Below are 19,022 nucleotides of genomic sequence, written 5' to 3'. Positions count from 1 at the left end.
GTCCATCGACTGCACCGGCCTCTTCGCGAGCAAGCTCGCTCCCATAAGGCACCGCGTACTCCCGTAGGAGCGAACTTGTTCGCGAAGGCGGTATTCCTGACGCAGGAAATCCATCGACTGCACCGGACTCTTCGCGAGCAAGCTCGCTCCCACAAGGCACCGCGTGCTCCTGTAGGAGCGAACTTGTTCGCGAAGGCGGTATTCCTGACGCAGGAAATCCATCGACTGTACCGGCCTCTTCGCGAGCAAGCTCGCTCCCACAAGGTACCGCGTGCTCCTGTAGGAGCGACCGGGGTGGCGATCCGCCTTGTTTGCGAAGGGGCCAGTCGTGCGTTCTACCTTCGAGAAGGCATTTCAGACCAGTACGATCTGGTTCTTGCCCTGGCGTTTGGCCTGGTACATCGCAGCGTCGGCGCGGCCGTAGAGGGTTTCGAGGCTTGGGTCGTCTGCGCCCAGGTTGGTCAGGCCCTGGCTGGCAGTGATGCTGAAGGTGGTGCCGCCGGACTGGAAGTTCTGGCGCTGGATCTCGCGTTGCAGGCGTTCGGCGATCTGCATGGCCATGTCCGGCGCGCAGCCGGGGAATACTGCAGCGAACTCTTCGCCACCGATACGCCCGAACAGGTCACCCCGCCTCAATGCCGAACGACCGCTTTCGGCGATGCGCTGCAGCACGGTATCGCCTTCCTGATGGCCGTAGGTGTCGTTGACCAGCTTGAAATCATCGATGTCCAGCAGCAGGAACGCCAGCGGCGTGCCGTTGAGGCGGGCCAGTTCGAACTCGCGCTGGGCGCATTCGAAAAAGTGTCGGCGGTTGCTGCTCTGGGTCAGCACATCGGTGGTTGCCAGGCGTTGCAGCTCATCCTCGAGGTGCTTCTTCTCGGTGATGTCTTCGGCGATGCCCACCACGATCAAACGCTGGCTGGCGTCGGCGCGATGACTGACGAAGCATTTGTCGCTGAGCCAGCGCACTTCGCCATCCGCACGAATGATCCGGTACTCGCGGTCCTCGATCGAGCCTTTCTCGATGACCTCGTTGAGGCTGCGCTCGGCGTAATTCAGGTCATCGGGGTAGATGCTGTCGCGCCACTCGCTGTAGTCAGCCAGCAGCAGGCCCGCCGAACGACCGAAGATGCGCTCGTAGGCCGGGCTGACATAGATCATGTGCTGGGTTTGCCAGTCGAACGCCCACAGAACAGCGTTCACGCTCACCAGCAACGAGCTGAACAATTGTTCACGCTCGCTCAGGCGTGCGACTTCTGCCTGAGCGTGCATCAGGGCTAACAGGGTTTCTGCGGCTGCGGGCATATCAGTGATCGGTGTGCCGGGTAGGGAGGTGGGAGGCTGCTTTTCCATAAGAACCATCTCAAGCGTTTACGGCCAGTGAGGCGCCCTATCCCGATTGGCGGGAAAGTGGATGAGATAGACGAAGAGGGGATAAGTTCCGGGACCGGCGCGCCAGGGGATGGCGCGCCGATCAACGGTTCAGGCGTGGGCGGGGCGCAGCGAGTAGGTTTTCAGCTGGTCGGCGAACTCGCGCAACGAGTGAATACCGCTGGCTTCAGCCTCGTGAATCCACTCTTTCATGGCCGACAGCATGTCGTGACCGTTGCTGCTGGTCTTGACCCAGATCTGCTGCAGGGCCAGGCGTTTTTCATAGATCACTTTCAACGCATGGCTGTGTTCCAGCATGGTCTGGATACGCAGGTGATGCCTGTCATCGAGCAGGCTGGTCTCACGCGACAGCAGACGTTTTGCGCGACGGAACTGATGACGCACCGACTCGTCGGCCTTGCCGAGTTCCTGGGCAACCAGCGGCGCGATGACCAGCTTGCGGTACTGCGCCATGATCTGGAAACGGTTGTTGAGGATCGCCATGGCGGTGTCCATGTCCATATGACCCTTGCCTTCGACCCGATGGGCGATAGGCGCAACCCGCTGGACCTTGGCCAGACGCAGGAAGCTGAAGACCTTGATCCACGCCCAGCCCATGTCGAATTCCCAGGGCTTGACCGACAGCTTGGCCGAGTTGGGATAGGTGTGGTGATTGTTGTGCAGCTCTTCGCCGCCGATCACGATGCCCCACGGCACCAGATTGGTGGCTGCGTCGCGGCATTCGAAGTTGCGATAGCCGACCGCATGACCCAGACCGTTGACCACACCGGCAGCCCAGAAGGGAATCCACATCATCTGCACGGCCCAGACCGTGATGCCGAGGGCGCCGAACAGCGCCACGTCGATGACCGCCATCAGGGCGATACCCAGCAGCTTGTAGCGCGAATACAGATTGCGCTCGATCCAGTCTTCCGGGCAGTTCTTGCCGTAGATACGCAGGGTGTCCTGGTTCTGCGCTTCCTCGCGGTACAGCTCGGCGCCCTTGCGCAGCACGGTGGACAGACCCTTGACAACGGGGCTGTGCGGGTCGTCGACGGTTTCGCATTTTGCGTGGTGTTTGCGGTGGATGGCTGTCCACTCGCGGGTATTCTGGGCAGTGGTCAGCCACAGCCAGAAGCGGAAGAAGTGTTTCAGACCCGCATTGAGCTCAAGTGAGCGGTGGGCTGAATAGCGGTGCAGATAGACCGTGACGCCAATGATCGTTATATGGGTCATGACCAGCGTGACCGCTATTAACTGCCAGACGGAAAGGTCGAGCAAACCGTTGTACCACATAGGCTGTTTGGCCCTCGTAGAAATACCTGTGAAGAAAAAAGTCGCAACGGCATTATCACTGACATTGCTCAGAAAACCAGTCACCCTTGCAGATAAGCGTCGCAGGATGTTTCTTGCTTTATAATCCAGACCTTTCGTAAGGCTCGGTTTTTTATGTCCGATTATTCCCGTAACGCGCTGCGAACCGCCGTTCTGTATGGGCTGCTGTCGATTCTGTGGTTCGCGACAGGCAGCGCCCTGCTGTCTTTTTTCGTCAAGGATCCGGCTCGACTGGCCGTCGGACAACAGATGATCGGTTATGGCTGGGCGCTGCTCAGCACCGTCATGATCTTCATTGCACGTGACAAATTGAAGGCCATCATCGGCGGTGAAGCGCTGTTCGAGCGCCAACAACAGGACTATGACCGGCTGCTGTTGGCGGCGGTGGTGTTCGACAGCACGCGTGAGGGAGTACTGGTCAGTGATGCCGAAGGGCGCATTGTCCATGTAAATCGTGCGTTTGTGGACATCACCGGCTATCAGGCCGACGAGGTGCTGGGTTTCAACCCCAGCAAGTTCAAGTCCGGTCGTCATGGCCCCGAGTTTTATCGGCAGATGTATCACTCACTGCAGAGTGCCGGGCAGTGGAGCGGCGAGATCTGGAACCGGCGCAAAAGCGGCGAAATCTATCCGCAATGGCAAACCATCCGCAGCATCAAAGGTGAAGACGGGCAGGCCAGGCATTTTGTCGCGGTGTTTTCCGATATCACAGCCATCAAGCGCTCCGAGCAGGAGCTGGCGCAACTGGCCCATTACGATGCGCTGACCGAGTTGCCCAATCGTCTGCTGCTGACCGATCGTATCAGCCAGGCGCTGACCTCGGCGCGCTCCAGCAGGCGCGGCTGTGCGCTGCTGGTGGTCGACCTGGACAACTTCAGAAACATCAACGACAGCCTTGGCCATAACATCGGCGACGAAGTGCTCAAGGCGGCTGCCGAACGTCTCAATACGCTGGCCGACAGCGGCATGACGGTCTCGCGGCTGGGCGGTGACGAATTCGCACTGCTGGTCAAAAACTGTACGCACATGGTTCATGCCGCAGCGCTCGCGCAGCAGGTGATCAATGCTTTCAAAGCGCCGTACCCGATTGCCGGGCATCAGTTGTTCGTGAGTGCCAGTATCGGTATCAGCCTGTTTCCCGGTGATGCGCTGACTGCCGAGCAATTGTTGCGCAATGCTGATTCGGCGCTGTTCAAGGCCAAGAGCGATGGCCGCGAAGGGTTTGCGCTGTACACCGAAGAGCTGACCGCCCAAGCCCAGCAACGGGTGCAACTGGCCAGCGAGTTGCGTCAGGCGATCGAGCAGGACCAATTGCGGGTGTTCTACCAACCGGTTTACGACCTGGTGACCGGGCGTATTTGCGCGGTCGAAGCGCTGGTGCGCTGGCAACACCCGACCCGTGGCATGGTGTCGCCTGGCGACTTCATCCCTATTGCCGAGCAGAACGGGCTCATTGCCGATATCGACGCCTGGGTATTGAATACCGCCTGTCGGCAGATGCAGACCTGGCTGGCAGAAGGCGTCTCGATTGCGTCCGTTGCGGTCAATGTATCCAGCCGTCTGTTCAGTCGTGGTGATGTCGATCGGCGAGTGGCTGAGGTCTTGAACGAGACCGGCCTCGATCCGGCATTTCTTGAGCTGGAAGTCACTGAAAGCGCCGTCATGGAGGACCCTGAGCAGGCCATCGAGCAATTGCATCGCCTGCGTGAACTGGGCCTGAGCCTGGCCATCGATGATTTCGGCACAGGCTACTCATCGCTGCTGCGGCTCAAGAGCATGCCGGTGCAAAAGCTCAAGATCGATCAGGGTTTCGTGGCCGGGCTGCCGGGCGACGTGGATGACATCGCGATTGTACGGGCGGTCATTGCGCTGGCGTCGAGCCTGAGCATGCGTGTACTGGCCGAGGGGATCGAACACGCCAATCAGGCTTCATTTTTGTTAAGCAACGGTTGCGAGTTGGGCCAGGGCTACTGGTTTGCCCGACCCATGGCGGCGCAGTCGATTGATTGGACGCACGCGCCCGCGTTCAACTAGTTCAGCCCCCTCACTGATAACGCCGGCCAGGGTGTGCAATGCACCCTGGCAGACTCACGCCTCTCTAAAGTTCTTTTGGTTATATCTGCATTCTTAAATAGTCTTTTTAAGAATATCCGCACCTCACTATTATTGCTTCACCGCCATATGCCATCGCCCCCAGTCGCGACGGCAGGCCTCTCACTTCTCAAGGAATCAGACAATGAGCGCATCTCTACGTAGTGTTGACGGTCAGGACGAAGCAGCCATTCTGCGTGAAATTCAGAGTGCGTTGCGTGACCTGCGTTTTGGTGCCGTCGAAATCACCGTGCACAACGCACAGGTGGTGCAGATCGAGCGCAAGGAAAAGTTTCGTTTGCAGAACCCTGCCAAGCAGAGCTGAAGCCGCAAGCACCCGACTGGTCAACCGGAGGGTTTCATCCTGACTCCTGATACCCCCCTGAAAAAAAGCAGCGCGCCCGTGCGAATGCCGCTCTGACGCGCCAAGAAGAAATCAAAAAAGCCGACACACCGTATTTCCAGGAGCTTCAATCTATGTCCATTCGCCGTTTCGCGCTGGCTGCTCTCGCCAGTGCTGTTTTCGCAGGTTCGGCTGTCGCCAAGGATTACGAACTGCTCAACGTGTCCTACGATCCGACCCGCGAGCTGTATCAGGACTACAACGCAGAATTCGTCAATTTCTGGAAAAAGTCCCATCCGGACGACAAGGTCGAGATCAAGCAATCCCACGGCGGCTCGGGCAAGCAGGCGCGTGGCGTGATCGACGGCCTGCGCGCCGACGTGGTGACCCTGGCACTGGCCGGTGACATCGACGAAATCGCCAAGCTAGGCAAGACCCTGCCCGAAAACTGGCAGACCCGCCTGCCGGACGCGAGCACGCCGTACACCTCGACCATCGTGTTTCTGGTGCGCAAGGGCAACCCGAAAGGCATCAAGGACTGGGGCGACCTGACCAAGGAAGGCGTCTCGGTGATCACGCCCAACCCGAAAACCTCGGGCGGTGCGCGCTGGAACTTCCTGGCCGCCTGGGCCTATGGCCTGAAGGCGGGCGGCGGTGACGAAGCCAAGGCCAAGGAATACGTGCAGACGCTGTTCAAGCACGTGCCGATTCTGGATACCGGCGCACGCGGTTCGACCATCACCTTCGTCAACAACGGTCAGGGTGATGTGCTGCTGGCATGGGAAAACGAAGCGTTCCTGGCGTTGAAAGAAGACGGCGGCAAGGACAAGTTCGACATCGTTGTACCGTCGCTGTCGATCCTTGCCGAACCTCCGGTCGCCGTGGTCGACAAGAACGCCGAGCGCAAAGGTAATACCGAAATCGCGACTGAATACCTCAAGCACCTGTACAGCAAGGAAGGTCAGGAAATTGCCGCGAAAAACTTCTATCGTCCACGTGATGCCGAAGTGGCCGCCAAGTACGAGAAGCAATTCCCGAAACTCGATCTGGTGACCATCGACAAAGACTTTGGTGGCTGGAAAACTGCGCAGCCGAAGTTTTTCAATGATGGCGGCGTGTTCGACCAGATTTATCAGGCGCAATAAGCCGAATGAGGATGCCGCACGAGCGGCATCGCAGGTTTGGCCAAACAGCCCGGATGACCTCCGGGCTTCGTGCAAGTGAAACCAGGGACTTTTATGTCGCGTCGTATCTCCCCCGTCATACCCGGCTTCGGGCTGACGCTGGGCTACACCTTAGTGTACCTCAGTCTGATTGTGCTAATACCGCTGGCCGCCATGTTCGTACATGCTGCGCAGCTCACCTGGGATCAGTTCTGGACCATCATCACGGCCCCTCGCGTGATCGCGGCACTCAAGCTGAGCTTCGGCACCGCCTTTTACGCAGCCCTCATCAACGGGGTGATCGGCACACTGCTGGCCTGGGTGCTGGTGCGCTACACCTTCCCCGGCCGCAAGGTCATCGATGCGATGATCGATCTGCCGTTCGCCCTGCCGACCGCCGTGGCCGGTATCGCCCTGACCGCGCTGTACGCGCCCAACGGCTGGGTCGGCCAGTTCGCAGCTGATCTGGGCTTCAAGATCGCCTACACCCCGCTGGGCATCACCCTGGCGCTGACCTTCGTCACCCTGCCGTTCGTGGTGCGCACCGTGCAGCCTGTGCTGGCCGACATCCCCCGCGAAGTCGAAGAGGCCGCTGCCTGCCTGGGCGCACGTCCCCTGCAGGTGTTCCGCCATATCCTCGTGCCGGCGTTGCTGCCTGCCTGGCTGACCGGCTTCGCCCTGGCGTTTGCCCGTGGCGTGGGCGAGTACGGTTCGGTGATTTTCATCGCCGGCAACATGCCGATGAAAACCGAGATCCTGCCGCTGTTGATCATGGTCAAGCTCGACCAGTACGACTACACCGGCGCAACCGCTATCGGCGTGATGATGCTGGTGGTGTCCTTCATTCTGCTGCTGCTGATCAACCTGCTGCAGCGGCGCATTGAAACCCCATCCTGAGGAGGCGCAGAACATGTCTTATTCATCTGTTTCAGCCGCCGCCTCTGCCAACGCTGCCCGTCGTGGCAGCGCGGTGTCGCGACGTATCCTGATCGGCCTGTGCTGGCTGGTGTTCGTCCTGTTTCTGGGCCTGCCGCTGTTCATCGTGGTATCCCAGGGCCTGAAAAACGGTCTGGGCGCGTTCTTCACCGCGATCCTCGAGCCGGACGCGCTGTCGGCGCTGAAGCTGACGGTCATCGCGGTGCTGATCTCGGTACCGCTCAATCTGGTGTTCGGCGTCAGCGCCGCATGGTGTGTGAGCAAATACTCGTTCCGCGGCAAGAGCATTCTGGTCACGCTGATCGACCTGCCGTTCTCGGTATCGCCGGTCATCGCCGGTCTGGTCTACGTGCTGATGCTCGGTGCGCAGGGGCTGTTCGGGCCATGGTTGCAGGATCACGACATCCAGATCGTCTTTGCCCTGCCGGGCATCGTGCTGGCGACCATCTTCGTCACTGTGCCCTTCGTTGCACGTGAACTGATCCCGCTGATGCAGGAGCAGGGCACTCAGGAAGAAGAGGCCGCGCGGCTGCTGGGCGCCAACGGCTGGCAGATGTTCTGGCACGTCACGGTGCCGAACATCAAATGGGGCCTGATCTACGGCGTGGTGCTGTGTACGGCGCGGGCGATGGGTGAGTTTGGCGCGGTGTCGGTGGTTTCCGGGCACATTCGCGGCGTCACCAACACCCTGCCGCTGCACGTCGAAATTCTCTACAACGAGTACAACCACGTTGCCGCCTTTGCCGTGGCGAGCCTGTTGCTGATCCTGGCGCTGTTCATCCTGCTGCTCAAGCAGTGGAGCGAATCCCGCATTAACCGTCTGCGCCACAACGCGGCGGAGGAATAATCATGTCGATCGAAGTCCGTAACGTCAGCAAGAACTTCAACGCCTTCAAGGCCCTGAACAACATCAGTCTGGACATCCAGAGTGGCGAGCTGGTCGCTTTGCTCGGCCCGTCAGGCTGCGGCAAGACCACCCTGCTGCGCATCATTGCCGGTCTGGAGACCCCGGATGACGGCAGCATCGTGTTTCATGGCGAAGATGTGTCCGGGCATGACGTGCGTGATCGCAATGTCGGGTTCGTGTTCCAGCATTACGCGCTGTTCCGCCACATGACGGTGTTCGACAACGTCGCGTTCGGCCTGCGCATGAAGCCCAAGCGCGAGCGCCCGAACGAAACGCGGATCGCCGAGAAGGTCCACGAGCTGCTGAACATGGTGCAACTGGACTGGCTGGCCGACCGTTATCCGGAGCAACTGTCAGGTGGACAGCGCCAGCGGATTGCCCTGGCCCGCGCCTTGGCGGTCGAGCCCAAGGTGCTGCTGCTGGACGAGCCGTTCGGCGCGCTGGACGCCAAGGTCCGCAAGGAGCTGCGTCGCTGGCTGGCGCGCCTGCACGAAGACATCAACCTGACCTCGGTGTTCGTGACTCACGATCAGGAAGAGGCCATGGAAGTGGCCGATCGCATCGTGGTGATGAACAAGGGCGTGATCGAACAGATCGGCTCGCCGGGCGAGGTCTACGAGAACCCGTCCAACGACTTCGTCTACCACTTCCTCGGCGACTCCAATCGCCTGAGCCTGGGCGAGGAGGGTCACCTGCTGTTCCGTCCGCATGAGGTGTCGCTGTCCCGCCAGGAAATCGAAGACCACCACGCCGCCGAAGTCCGCGACATCCGCCCACTGGGTGCGACGACGCGGGTCACCTTGAAAGTGGAAGGGCAGAGCGAACTGATCGAGGCCGAAGTGGTGAAAGACCACGACAGCCTGGTGGGCCTGACCAAGGGCGAGACGCTGTTCTTCAAACCGAAGGTCTGGCAGAAGCTTTAAGCCTGCGCAGGTGCTTATCGTTATACACAACTCTTGTGGGGGCGACCGGGGCGGCGATCCGCATTGCTAGCGAAGACGGTGTTTCAGTCGATGCATTTTCGGCGATGCTACCGCCCCCTTCGCGAACAAGTTCGCTCCTACGCCCTCCGGGCAGAAGCCTTATCGTTCCCATGCTCCGCGTGCTCTGCGTCCTCGGGCTGTTATCGCACGGACAACGCCAGCATGAACGCCGCGACGATGCCGCATATAGCGAACAGCTGTTGCAGGCGTGGGCCGGCGAGGTAGCGGGCGACTTGTCTGCCGATGATCAGGCCGATGACTGCACCCAGCGCAAACGGCGCGCCAACGGACCAATGCATCACCCCGCTCAGTGACGCGGTAATAACGCTGCCCGTCGAGACCAGGGCGATCACCGCCAGTGACGTCGCCACGACACTCTTCATGTCCAGGTCGCTGTAGCGGGTCAGCGCCGGTATGATCACGAACCCGCCGCCCACCCCCAACAAACCAGACAGCAACCCGGAGCCCACCCCGGTCAGCGTCAGTGCGCGCAGGCAGGGCATGGTCCAGCGCAGGCGGCCCTGCAGCGGGTTGAGCACGCAGGGCAGTATTTCTGCGCGCGGCGCCGGCTTGCCGTGGCGCAATTCGCGGCTGGCCCTGATGAACATGCGTCCACAGGCGTACAACAGCACGACCGAAAAGACCAAAGCCAGCGGCGTATTGGGCAGTCGATGAGCGAGCCACAGGCCCAGAGGCGCCATCAGCACACCAATGGACGCGATGTACCCGGCCGCGCGATAGCGGACGATGCCCTGACGCAGCCCCAGTACCGCACCGATCCCCGCCGCCAGCCCTACGGCCAACAGACCGACAGGCGCGGCTTCTACAATCGACAGGCCGAGACCGAAGACCAGCAGCGGCACGGCGAGGATGCCGCCGCCCGCGCCGGTCAACGCCAGCACCATGCCGATGATGGCCCCCAGACCAACGCCCAGCAACTGATGCTCATCCATGCCGGGTGTCAGCCTTTTGCGGTTTGGCCAGCCACTCACGGCCCTTGAGCATGCCATGCCAGTACAGCGCGGGCAGCACTCGCGCTTTCAACCACCAGGCCAGTCGGGTCGGCTGGCGACCCTCCAGCAGCCAGCGCGGAAAGCTCGGCGCAACCTTGCCGCCATAGGTGAATTCGGCCAGCACGATGCGGCCTTTCTCGACCGTCAACGGGCACGAGCCGTAACCGTCATACACGGCGGACTCACCCCGACGACCCAGCGCGACCAGCACGTTGTTGGCCACCACCGGCGCCTGCTTGCGTGCCGCTGCGGCGGTCTTGGCATTGCTGGTATTGGTGACGTCGCCCAGACCATGAACATTGGCGAACTGCCGGTGCTTCAGCGTGGCAGGGTCGACATCCACCCAGCCTGCGGCATCGGCCAGCGGGCTGCTGCGGATGAAGTCAGGGGCAATCTGCGGCGGCACTACGTGCAACATTTCGAAGCTTTGCTCGACGGTCTCGCTGCTGCCATCGGCCTGCGTGCGAATGAAGGTCGCGCGCTTGCCAGGCCCGTCGACGGCGACCAGCCGATGGCTGAACTTGAGGTCGATGGCGTAGCGCTCGACGTACTTCATCAGCGCCGGCACATAGTCGGCGACACCGAACAGCACGCCACCGGCGTTGTAGAACTGCGTATTGATCTGCGCGAGACGGCCGCTTTTCAACCAGTGATCGCAGGACAGGTACATGGCCTTCTGCGGCGCACCGGCGCATTTGATCGGCATGGGCGGCTGGGTAAACAGTGCGCGGCCCTGTTGCAGGTTCTGCACCAGCTTCCAGGTGTAGGGCGCCAGGTCATAGCGATAGTTGGAAGTCACGCCATTGGCCCCGAGCGTTTCCACCAGCCCGTCGATAGCCGACCAGTCCAGCTTCAGGCCGGGGCAGACCACCAGTTGCTGATAACCGAGCACGCGGCCGTCGGCCAGCGTCAGCGTATTGTGCTGCGGCTCGAAGGTCGCCACCGCAGCCTTGATCCACTGCACGCCTGTGGGTATCAGCGAGGCCATGCTGCGTGCCGTCGACTGCGGCGTGAAGATCCCCGCACCGACCATGGTCCAGCCGGGCTGGTAATAATGGGTATCGGCGGGGTCGACCAGGGTGATCTGCAGGGTGGCGTCGCGGGCCAGCAGGCTTGCGGCAGTGGCGATACCGGCAGCACCGCCACCGACGATCAGGATCTGACAGGTTGTTGTCGAAGCATTCATCACAGGGTTTTCCAGGGCGGGCAGCGGTCAAAGGGCATTGAGCGGGATCTTCAGGTAGACGACGCCGTTGTCTTCCGGCTCGGGAAAGTGTCCGCAGCGCATGTTGACCTGCACCGCAGGCAGCATCAGCACCGGCATGTCCAGCGTCGCGTCACGGGCCTCGCGCATGCCGACGAATGCGTCTTCATCCACCCCGTCGTGCACATGGATATTGCTGGCGCGCTGTTCGGCAACCGTGGTCATGTACTTCAGCTCCCGGCCATTGGGCAGGTAGTCGTGGCACATGAACAGCAGAGTGTCCGGCGGCAGCGCCAACAGCTTCTTGATCGAGCGATACAGCGTGCGCGCATCGGCACCCGGGAAGTCGCAACGAGCAGTGCCGTAATCGGGCATGAACAACGTATCGCCGACAAACGCGACCGTGGCGTCACCGACTTGCACCAGATAACTCATGCACGCCGGCGTGTGCCCGGGCGTGTGCATGGCCTTGACCTCAAGCGTGCCGAGGGCGAACGACGCGTTGTCCTCCAGCAGCACATCGAACTGGCTGCCATTGCGTGCAAAGTCAGATGGCGCGTTGAACAGCGTACCGAAGGTTTCCTGCACGGCAGTGATATGGCTGCCGATGACAATTTGCCCACCCAATCTCTGTTTCAGATACGGCGCTGCCGAGAGGTGATCGGCGTGCACGTGGGTTTCGAAAATCCACTGCACCGAGGCGCCCAGCGACTGCGCCCGTTCGATCATCCGGTCGGCAGACTCGGTCCTGGTGCGGCCGGACTTGGGGTCGTAATCGAGCACGCTGTCGATCAGCGCACATTGCTTGCTGTGCAGGTCCATCACCAGATAGCTGATGGTCCAGGTATGCGTGTCGAAGAGCGCTTCGACATGGAGTTTTTCACCGATGATCATGTGCAATTCCTGTGGCTGTAAATCGCCTCAAGGCCCGTTTGGCCAGGCCGGACGGTTGGCAGTCGTTGCCATGATGTCTCAATAACCATGCCAATCACGGCAAAGCCTGTTCAGGCTAATAAACACAGGGCGCTTTTGGGTTTTGCAAAACACCTCGATGGCCTGCCGCAGGTCGCTGACTGCCACATTCTGGCAGTCATTTGGCAGTCCGTGGCACAAGCTGGCAGGCGAATGGGTTAAGCTGCGTCCAGCCCACAGGAGCACCCATGAACCTCATCGCCACCGATTTTCCCGGCAGTCGCATGCAGTCGCTGGTGTCATACCTCGAACACGATCTGCGACCGACCATCGTGCTCGACACCGACTACAACATCATTGCCGCCAACACTGCCTACCAGCGCCAGTTCGGCGTCGAAGGCACACCGCATGTGGGCGAAAAGTGTTATCGGGTGTCGCATCAGTTTGCGGTGCCGTGTGATCAGGCCGGTGAGCATTGCCCGATGCGCAAGGCCCATGAAACACGGCTCCCGGAGCGGCTGCTGCATATTCATCACACGCCGCGCGGCCCCGAGCATGTGGATGTGGAGCTGCGGCCGATTCTCGACGATCAGGGTGAGGTGATCGCTTATGTCGAGCGACTGAGCTCGGTGGCGGTGGCCTCCGTCCAGCCGCAGCAACATGGGCTGGTAGGGCGCTCGGCGGCGTTCAAAGAAGTGCTGAGCGCCCTGCAACGTGCAGCGCCCGCGCAGATTCCGGTGTTGCTGCAGGGCGAGTCGGGTACCGGCAAGGAATTGTTCGCGCGCGCACTGCACGCCAGCAGCGCCAGGTCCGCCGGGCCGCTGGTGGTGGTCGACTGCACCGGGCTTACCGAAACCCTGCTGGAAAGCGAGCTGTTCGGCTATGAGAAGGGCGCGTTCACTGGCGCATTGCAGCGCAAGACCGGTCTGGCCGAAGCCGCTCATGGCGGGACGTTATTCCTTGATGAGATTGGTGAGGTGCCGCTGGCCATGCAGGTCAAGCTGTTGCGGCTGATTGAATCGGGCAGTTTTCGTCCGGTGGGCAGTCTGCGCACGGTGCACTCGGATTTTCGGCTGGTGGTGGCCACGCATAAACCGCTCAGGGAGATGGTCGCCGACGGCAGCTTTCGCCAGGATTTGTTCTACCGTATCAGCGCCTTTCCGATTCGCCTGCCGGCCCTGCGTGAACGCAGCGACGACCTGCCGCTGCTGATCAACAGCCTGCTGCAACGCATCGCGCCCGGCGCCGCGCCGCGCGTCGACGCCGAGGCCATGAAGCTGCTGAGTCTGTACAGCTACCCCGGCAACATTCGCGAGCTGCGCAACATACTCGAACGCGCCCGTTTATTTACCGATGACGGCGTGATTCGCGTGCAGGATTTGCCCGCTGAAGTGCGCGGCCAGGGCGAAGCGGGTGGCGTGACGTACCGCCAGCAGGACGACAGCCTGGAAAAACTCGCCCATGCGCTGCGAGTGTTCAACGGCTCGCGCAGCGAACTGGCCAGAGAACTGGGGCTGAGCGAACGCACCCTGTACCGACGTTTGCGTGCCTTGGGGATTCCGCGCTGACGCACGGACGCTATGACGCAGAGCGTCACGAACGGCATTCCCACGCTGGAGCGTAGGGAACGATCATCTCAACTATCGTGCGGCGCTCCGCGTCGTATGCCTTTCCGGACGCTCTGCGTCCTCTGGCGACGCAGAGCGTCGAGACCTGCATTCCCACCAGAGCGTGAGGAACGATAAGTGCCCGCATGCTCCGCGCTCAGCGTAATACACAGTCTTCGTGGGAGCGAGCTTGCTCGCGAAGAGGCCGGTGCAGCCCCGGGAAATATGGCGTTTGGACCAAAGTCTTCGTGAGCAAGCTCACTCCCACAAAGATTTCTGTCCAGCCCGATACAGCATGTAGCTGTGACGCGGAGCGTCACGAAATGCATTCCCACCGAGCGTGAGGAGCGATAAGTGCCCGCAACATGCTCCGCGCTCAGCGTTACACACAAGTTTTCGTGGGAGCGAGCTTGCTCGCGAAGAGGCCGGTGCAGCCCCCGGAGATATGGTGTTTGGACCAACGCCTTCGTGAGCAAGCTCACTCCCACCAAGATTTCTGTCCAGCCCGATACAGCATGTAGCTGTGACGCGGAGCGTCGAGAACGGCATTCCTCACACCAGAGCGTGAGGAACGATCATCGCAACTATCGTGCGGCGCTCCGCGTCGTATACCTTTCCGGACGCTCCGCGTCCGCCCTCGGGAGCCTTACTTGAACGTCACAACCCCACCGGCCAGGGATTCGACCCGCGCCAGGGATTCGACGCGATAGCCCTGGGCGTCCAGTTCGGCGCGGCCGCCCTGGAAGGATTTCTCGATCACGATGCCTAGTCCTGCAACCGTGGCGCCGGCCTGTTTGATGATCGAGATCAGTGCCTGCGAGGCTTTGCCGTTGGCCAGGAAGTCATCGATGATCAGCACCTTGTCGTCGCTGCTCAGATGGCGCGGCGAGATGGCCACGGTGCTTTCCACCTGCTTGGTGAACGAGTACACGGTCGCCGACAGCAGGTTTTCGGTCAGGGTCAGGGACTGGTGCTTGCGGGCGAAGATCACCGGCACGCCCATGTTCAAACCCGTCATGACTGCCGGCGCGATACCGGACGCTTCGATGGTCACGATCTTGGTCACGCCAGCGTCGGCGAACAGTCGGGCGAATTCGTCGCCGATTTCCTTCATCAGCGCCGGATCGATCTGATGGTTGAGGAACGCATCGACCTTCAGCACCTGATCGGACAACACGATGCCTTCTTCGCGAATTTTCTTGTGCAGTGCTTCCACTTCAATTCCTTGGCTGCGCCATTGCGCAATAAATGATCAATAGGGTGTCGGCTAGCGTTTCAGCATGGCGCGAATGTCGGCAAGCGCGGTGTTGCCGCGCACCGCTTTGACTTCCGTCGGGGTGTCGTCATTGCCTTCCCAGGCCAGGTCGTCCGGGGGCAGCTCATCCAGAAAGCGGCTTGGCGCGCAGTCGATGATTTCACCGTACTGCTTGCGCTTGGCGGCGAAGGTGAAGGCCAGGGTCTGCCGTGCGCGGGTGATGCCCACGTAGGCCAGGCGGCGCTCTTCTTCGATGGTGTCGGCTTCGATGCTGGAGCGGTGCGGCAGGATTTCTTCTTCCATGCCCATGATGAACACATAAGGGAATTCCAGGCCCTTGGAGGCGTGCAAGGTCATCATCTGCACGCCTTCGGCACCGTCTTCCTCTTCCTGCTGACGTTCGAGCATGTCGCGCAGGACCAGCTTGCCGATGGCTTCCTCGATGGTCATGCCACCTTCTTCGTCCTTCTCCAGCGTGTTTTTCAACGCCTCGATCAGGAACCAGACGTTGCTCATCCGGTAATCGGCGGCCTTTTCGCTGGAGCTGTTCTGCCGCAGCCAGTTCTCGTAGTCGATGTCCATGACCATGCTGCGCAGCGCGGCGATGGGATCGTTCTGCGCGCACTGCTGGCGCACCCCGTCCATCCAGCGCTTGAAGCGCTGTAAACGGTCGGTGAATCGGCTGTCCAGGTGCTCGCCCAGGCCGATCTCGTCGGTGGCGGCGTACATCGACACCTTGCGCTCGGTGGCGTAATTACCGAGCTTTTCCAGCGTGGTCGAGCCGATCTCGCGACGCGGAACGTTGATCACCCGCAGGAAGGCGTTGTCGTCGTCCGGGTTCACCAGCAGACGGAAATAAGCCATCAGGTCCTTCACTTCCTGGCGGCCGAAGAAACTGTTGCCGCCCGACAGTCGATACGGCACCTGATGGTGCTGCAATTTCAGCTCGATCAGCTTGGCCTGGTAGTTGCCGCGATAGAGGATGGCGAAATCGCTGTACGGGCGGTCGGTGCGCAGGTGCAGGGTGAGGATTTCCATGGCCACCCGCTCGGCCTCGGCATCTTCGTTACGGCAGCGGATCACGCGGATCTCGTCGCCATGGCCCATCTCGGACCACAGTTGTTTTTCGAAGGCGTGCGGGTTGTTGGAGATCAGCACGTTGGCGCAGCGCAGGATTCGGCTGGTCGAGCGGTAGTTCTGCTCCAGCATCACCACTTTCAACGACGGGTAGTCGTCCTTGAGCAGCATGAGGTTTTCCGGCCGCGCACCACGCCAGGCGTAGATCGACTGGTCGTCGTCGCCCACTACGGTGAACTGATGGCGCGTACCGATCAGCAGCTTCACCAGCAGGTACTGGCTGGCGTTGGTGTCCTGATATTCGTCGACCAGCAGGTAACGCACCTTGTTCTGCCACTTCTCCAGGATGTCAGCGTGTTCCTGGAACAGCTTGACCGGCAACAGAATCAGATCGTCGAAGTCCACCGCGTTGTACGCCTTGAGCGTGCGCTGATAGTGGGTGTAGACGATGGCGGCGGTCTGTTCCTTGGGGTTGCGGGCGTTTTCCAGCGCCTCGGCGGGCAGGATCAGGTCGTTTTTCCATGAGCCGATCATGTTCTTGATTTCGTCGACACCGTCGTCGCCGGAATACTCTTTCTGCATGATGTCAGTCATCAGCGCCTTGACGTCGGTTTCGTCAAAGATCGAGAAGCCCGGTTTGTAGCCCAGCCGCGTGTGCTCCTTGCGGATGATGTTCAGACCCAGGTTGTGGAAGGTCGAGACCGTCAGGCCGCGTCCTTCGCCGCCTCTGAGCAGCGTGCCGACCCGCTCCTTCATCTCGCGCGCGGCCTTGTTGGTGAAGGTCATGGCGACGATGTACTGGGCGCGAATGCCGCAGTTCTGGATCAGATGCGCGATCTTGCGGGTGATCACGCTGGTCTTGCCGGAACCGGCACCGGCGAGCACCAAAAGAGGGCCGCCGACGTAGTTCACGGCTTCCTGCTGCCGGGGATTGAGTCGGGACATGGCGGTATGAAGAGTCGTCTGTAAAAAAGGTCGGGCATTTTAACAGGCCCACGGTTTTGTGCAGTGCTCATCGTCGTCAGACAGTGACTGCTATCTAATTCTTCTGTTTTTGTTACATTTGCGCCGCGACGCGCGATACGTGTATTTGTCGCGCTCCTGCGAGAGAGCGGCCACCGGTTTTTCCTTTGCACTTAGGAAGTTAGATTGCCTACACCTGTCGAACCCTTGCGATTGCTGCTTTTGGCGCACGAGCCCTTCTGGCAGGCGCTGCTTAGCGGCTGCCTCACTGCGCCGGGAAGCAACGTAATACTTCTGCATGGCGCGAACTGGGACGTTTTCAGTGCCCGCTACGCTAACGAGCGCAATACCGTGCTGCTGACCACGCCTGATCTGCAGCCCAGGACCGGGGCCTGCCTGTTGCCTACCGTGGTGCTGCTCGAGACCGAACCACTGGTCGGGCCGACCGGCGTCAGTGACTGGCTGGTGCGCGATGCCTTGACCGGTGACACGCTTCGGCGCTGCCTGCGCTATGTCCACGAGCGTAGTCGCCTGGAAGACAGCCTGCGACGCCTGGTCGGCCAGGACCCGTTGACCGGCATCGCCAACCGCCAGGGTTTTCAGGCGCTGCTCTCGGCGCGTTTGAGCGAAGGCGGCAGCGTGGCGCTGGGGCATCTGGACCTGGACAACTTTCGCCGCGCCAACGATTCACTGGGGCATCAGGCCGGTGATCGACTGATCCTGCAAGTCGTGGCGCGCTTGAAAAACCAGCTCGATGCCGGCGATCAGATCGCCCGCCTGGGGGGCGACGAATTCGCCCTTTTGATCGACACCCGAACAACCCCCGAACGCGCCCTGCAAATGGCCGAACGTATCACTGATGTGCTGGCCGAACCCTACTGGGTCGATGGCGAAAGCCTGCTGCTGGGTTGCAGCCTGGGCATTGCGCATTCGCAAGCTCAGCCCGAAGCCGACCCGCTGATGTGGCATGCGCATATCGCCATGCGTCAGGCCAAGAGCATGCAGGGCTGCACCTATCACCTGTTCGACGAGCGCATCAACCGCAACGCCCGCAGCCTCGCCGATCTGGAAGGTGAACTGCGACGCGCCTTGCGCCGCGATGAGCTGGAACTGCATTACCAGCCGCGTCTGTGCCTGGACAGCGGACGTATCGTCGGCCTGGAAGCGCTGGTGCGCTGGCGTCATCAGGAACGTGGGCTGCTGCCGCCCAGCGAGTTCGTGCCACTGGCCGAGCAAAGCGGCCTGATCGTGCCGCTCGGCTATTGGGTCATCTTCCGCGCACTGCGTGACATGCAGGCCCTGCGCGCACAAGGCTTTGCCCCGCTGCACATGGCGGTCAACCTGTCGTTCCGGCAGTTTCAGGACAGCCAGTTGCTGCCGACCTTGACTCGTCTGATCGCAGAACACGATGTCGATGCGCGCTGGCTGGAGTTCGAACTGACCGAAACCGCGGTCATGCGGCGCAGCGATCAGGTCAGGCAGACTATGGATGCATTGCGGCAACTGGGTGTGCGCTTTTCGCTGGATGATTTCGGCACCGGCTATTCGTCGTTCATGCACCTCAACAGCCTGCCCATCGCGCTGCTCAAGATCGACATGGGCTTCGTCGGGCAGATGGAGTTACGCGAAGAGAACCGCAAGCTGGTCAACGCCATGATCAATCTGGCGCACAACCTGAACCTGGAAGTGGTCGCCGAGGGCGTGGAAACCGCCGGGCAACTGGAGTTGCTGCGCAGTTTCGGCTGCAATCAGGTGCAAGGTTATCTGATCAGTCGGCCGCTGCCGGTGGAAGAGCTGGTGACCTATCTGCGTTCGCAAGCCGCGCACGCAGGTACATCCAGGTCCGGGTGACGGTGCGCCGG

The 19,022-nt window shown here is 61.0% G+C and carries 15 protein-coding genes; 8 read left to right on the top strand and 7 right to left on the bottom strand.

Going from position 1 to position 19,022, the window contains the following annotated elements; all coding sequences use genetic code 11:
* Positions 1–354: 354 nt before the first annotated feature.
* Positions 355–1,353 carry a GGDEF domain-containing protein gene (locus tag LIX91_RS20310; protein WP_003413888.1) on the bottom strand — a complete coding sequence of 333 codons (999 nt, stop codon included), beginning with the start codon at positions 1,351–1,353 and terminating at the stop codon, positions 355–357.
* A gap of 129 nt (positions 1,354–1,482) precedes the next feature.
* Positions 1,483–2,667: a delta-9 fatty acid desaturase DesA gene (gene desA / locus LIX91_RS20305; protein WP_003413886.1), complete on the bottom strand. Its 1,185-nt coding sequence runs from the start codon at positions 2,665–2,667 to the stop codon at positions 1,483–1,485.
* Between the two features lie 153 nt (positions 2,668–2,820).
* Here desA and dibA point away from each other — a divergent pair, with 153 nt between their 5' ends.
* The 6 genes from dibA (at position 2,821) to LIX91_RS20275 (ending at position 9,069) form a co-directional block, all read left to right on the top strand.
* Entirely contained in the window at positions 2,821–4,740 is a 1,920-nt protein-coding gene (gene dibA / locus LIX91_RS20300; RefSeq protein ID WP_226489043.1) for a phosphodiesterase DibA, read from the top strand.
* A 202-nt stretch (positions 4,741–4,942) separates the two neighbouring features.
* Positions 4,943–5,122: a sulfur starvation response protein OscA gene (oscA, locus tag LIX91_RS20295; protein WP_003318679.1), complete on the top strand. Its 180-nt coding sequence runs from the start codon at positions 4,943–4,945 to the stop codon at positions 5,120–5,122.
* 152 nt (positions 5,123–5,274) lie between these two features.
* Positions 5,275–6,285, top strand: a complete 1,011-nt coding sequence (locus LIX91_RS20290; protein WP_003413883.1) for a sulfate ABC transporter substrate-binding protein — start codon at positions 5,275–5,277, stop codon at positions 6,283–6,285.
* A 93-nt stretch (positions 6,286–6,378) separates the two neighbouring features.
* Positions 6,379–7,200: a sulfate ABC transporter permease subunit CysT gene (cysT, locus tag LIX91_RS20285; protein ID WP_003401602.1), complete on the top strand. Its 822-nt coding sequence runs from the start codon at positions 6,379–6,381 to the stop codon at positions 7,198–7,200.
* 13 nt (positions 7,201–7,213) lie between these two features.
* Positions 7,214–8,086 carry a sulfate ABC transporter permease subunit CysW gene (gene cysW, locus LIX91_RS20280; RefSeq protein ID WP_226489042.1) on the top strand — a complete coding sequence of 291 codons (873 nt, stop codon included), beginning with the start codon at positions 7,214–7,216 and terminating at the stop codon, positions 8,084–8,086.
* A gap of 2 nt (positions 8,087–8,088) precedes the next feature.
* The gene (locus tag LIX91_RS20275; RefSeq protein WP_003437190.1) at positions 8,089–9,069 is read left to right on the top strand and encodes a sulfate/molybdate ABC transporter ATP-binding protein; all 981 of its coding nucleotides are present in this window, start codon (positions 8,089–8,091) and stop codon (positions 9,067–9,069) included.
* 200 nt (positions 9,070–9,269) lie between these two features.
* Here LIX91_RS20275 and LIX91_RS20270 read toward each other — a convergent pair whose 3' ends face one another.
* From LIX91_RS20270 to LIX91_RS20260, 3 genes are read right to left on the bottom strand one after another with little or no spacing between them, the layout of a single operon-like run.
* On the bottom strand, positions 9,270–10,082 hold the full coding sequence (locus tag LIX91_RS20270) for a sulfite exporter TauE/SafE family protein (RefSeq protein ID WP_226489041.1): 813 nt from the start codon (positions 10,080–10,082) through the stop codon (positions 9,270–9,272).
* On the bottom strand, positions 10,075–11,328 hold the full coding sequence (locus LIX91_RS20265) for an FAD/NAD(P)-binding oxidoreductase (protein ID WP_226489040.1): 1,254 nt from the start codon (positions 11,326–11,328) through the stop codon (positions 10,075–10,077). The genes LIX91_RS20270 and LIX91_RS20265 overlap by 8 nt, the downstream gene beginning before the upstream one ends.
* 27 nt (positions 11,329–11,355) lie before the next feature.
* Positions 11,356–12,240: an MBL fold metallo-hydrolase gene (locus LIX91_RS20260; protein ID WP_016566836.1), complete on the bottom strand. Its 885-nt coding sequence runs from the start codon at positions 12,238–12,240 to the stop codon at positions 11,356–11,358.
* A 266-nt stretch (positions 12,241–12,506) separates the two neighbouring features.
* Here LIX91_RS20260 and LIX91_RS20255 point away from each other — a divergent pair, with 266 nt between their 5' ends.
* Positions 12,507–13,826 (top strand): sigma-54 interaction domain-containing protein, encoded by a 1,320-nt coding sequence (locus LIX91_RS20255; RefSeq protein WP_103696627.1) that lies wholly within the window; start codon positions 12,507–12,509, stop codon positions 13,824–13,826.
* A 685-nt stretch (positions 13,827–14,511) separates the two neighbouring features.
* Here LIX91_RS20255 and LIX91_RS20250 read toward each other — a convergent pair.
* Together LIX91_RS20250 and rep are read right to left on the bottom strand one after the other, a co-directional pair.
* On the bottom strand, positions 14,512–15,081 hold the full coding sequence (locus tag LIX91_RS20250; protein WP_103696626.1) for a xanthine phosphoribosyltransferase: 570 nt from the start codon (positions 15,079–15,081) through the stop codon (positions 14,512–14,514).
* Between the two features lie 51 nt (positions 15,082–15,132).
* Complete coding sequence (gene rep / locus LIX91_RS20245; RefSeq protein ID WP_003401585.1) at positions 15,133–17,142, bottom strand: DNA helicase Rep; 2,010 nt, start codon at positions 17,140–17,142, stop codon at positions 15,133–15,135.
* A gap of 204 nt (positions 17,143–17,346) precedes the next feature.
* Here rep and LIX91_RS20240 point away from each other — a divergent pair, with 204 nt between their 5' ends.
* Positions 17,347–19,011, top strand: a complete 1,665-nt coding sequence (locus LIX91_RS20240) for a putative bifunctional diguanylate cyclase/phosphodiesterase (protein ID WP_103696625.1) — start codon at positions 17,347–17,349, stop codon at positions 19,009–19,011.
* Positions 19,012–19,022: the final 11 nt, after the last annotated feature.

It is taken from the genome of Pseudomonas sp. B20, from assembly GCF_020515755.1.
GTDB lineage: Bacteria > Pseudomonadota > Gammaproteobacteria > Pseudomonadales > Pseudomonadaceae > Aquipseudomonas > Aquipseudomonas syringae.
Note: the sequence above shows the minus strand (reverse complement) of the source record. Positions and strands in the feature narration are given on the sequence as shown.

Excerpts from the sequence above, each read along its gene's own strand:
- LIX91_RS20310 (WP_003413888.1), bottom strand. The coding sequence starts at position 1,353 with ATGGAAAAGCAGCCTCCCACCTCCCTACCCGGCACACCGATCACTGAT.
- desA (WP_003413886.1), bottom strand. The coding sequence starts at position 2,667 with ATGTGGTACAACGGTTTGCTCGACCTTTCCGTCTGGCAGTTAATAGCG.
- dibA (WP_226489043.1), top strand. The coding sequence starts at position 2,821 with ATGTCCGATTATTCCCGTAACGCGCTGCGAACCGCCGTTCTGTATGGG.
- oscA (WP_003318679.1), top strand. The coding sequence starts at position 4,943 with ATGAGCGCATCTCTACGTAGTGTTGACGGTCAGGACGAAGCAGCCATT.
- LIX91_RS20290 (WP_003413883.1), top strand. The coding sequence starts at position 5,275 with ATGTCCATTCGCCGTTTCGCGCTGGCTGCTCTCGCCAGTGCTGTTTTC.
- cysT (WP_003401602.1), top strand. The coding sequence starts at position 6,379 with ATGTCGCGTCGTATCTCCCCCGTCATACCCGGCTTCGGGCTGACGCTG.
- cysW (WP_226489042.1), top strand. The coding sequence starts at position 7,214 with ATGTCTTATTCATCTGTTTCAGCCGCCGCCTCTGCCAACGCTGCCCGT.
- LIX91_RS20275 (WP_003437190.1), top strand. The coding sequence starts at position 8,089 with ATGTCGATCGAAGTCCGTAACGTCAGCAAGAACTTCAACGCCTTCAAG.
- LIX91_RS20270 (WP_226489041.1), bottom strand. The coding sequence starts at position 10,082 with ATGGATGAGCATCAGTTGCTGGGCGTTGGTCTGGGGGCCATCATCGGC.
- LIX91_RS20265 (WP_226489040.1), bottom strand. The coding sequence starts at position 11,328 with ATGAATGCTTCGACAACAACCTGTCAGATCCTGATCGTCGGTGGCGGT.
- LIX91_RS20260 (WP_016566836.1), bottom strand. The coding sequence starts at position 12,240 with ATGATCATCGGTGAAAAACTCCATGTCGAAGCGCTCTTCGACACGCAT.
- LIX91_RS20255 (WP_103696627.1), top strand. The coding sequence starts at position 12,507 with ATGAACCTCATCGCCACCGATTTTCCCGGCAGTCGCATGCAGTCGCTG.
- rep (WP_003401585.1), bottom strand. The coding sequence starts at position 17,142 with ATGTCCCGACTCAATCCCCGGCAGCAGGAAGCCGTGAACTACGTCGGC.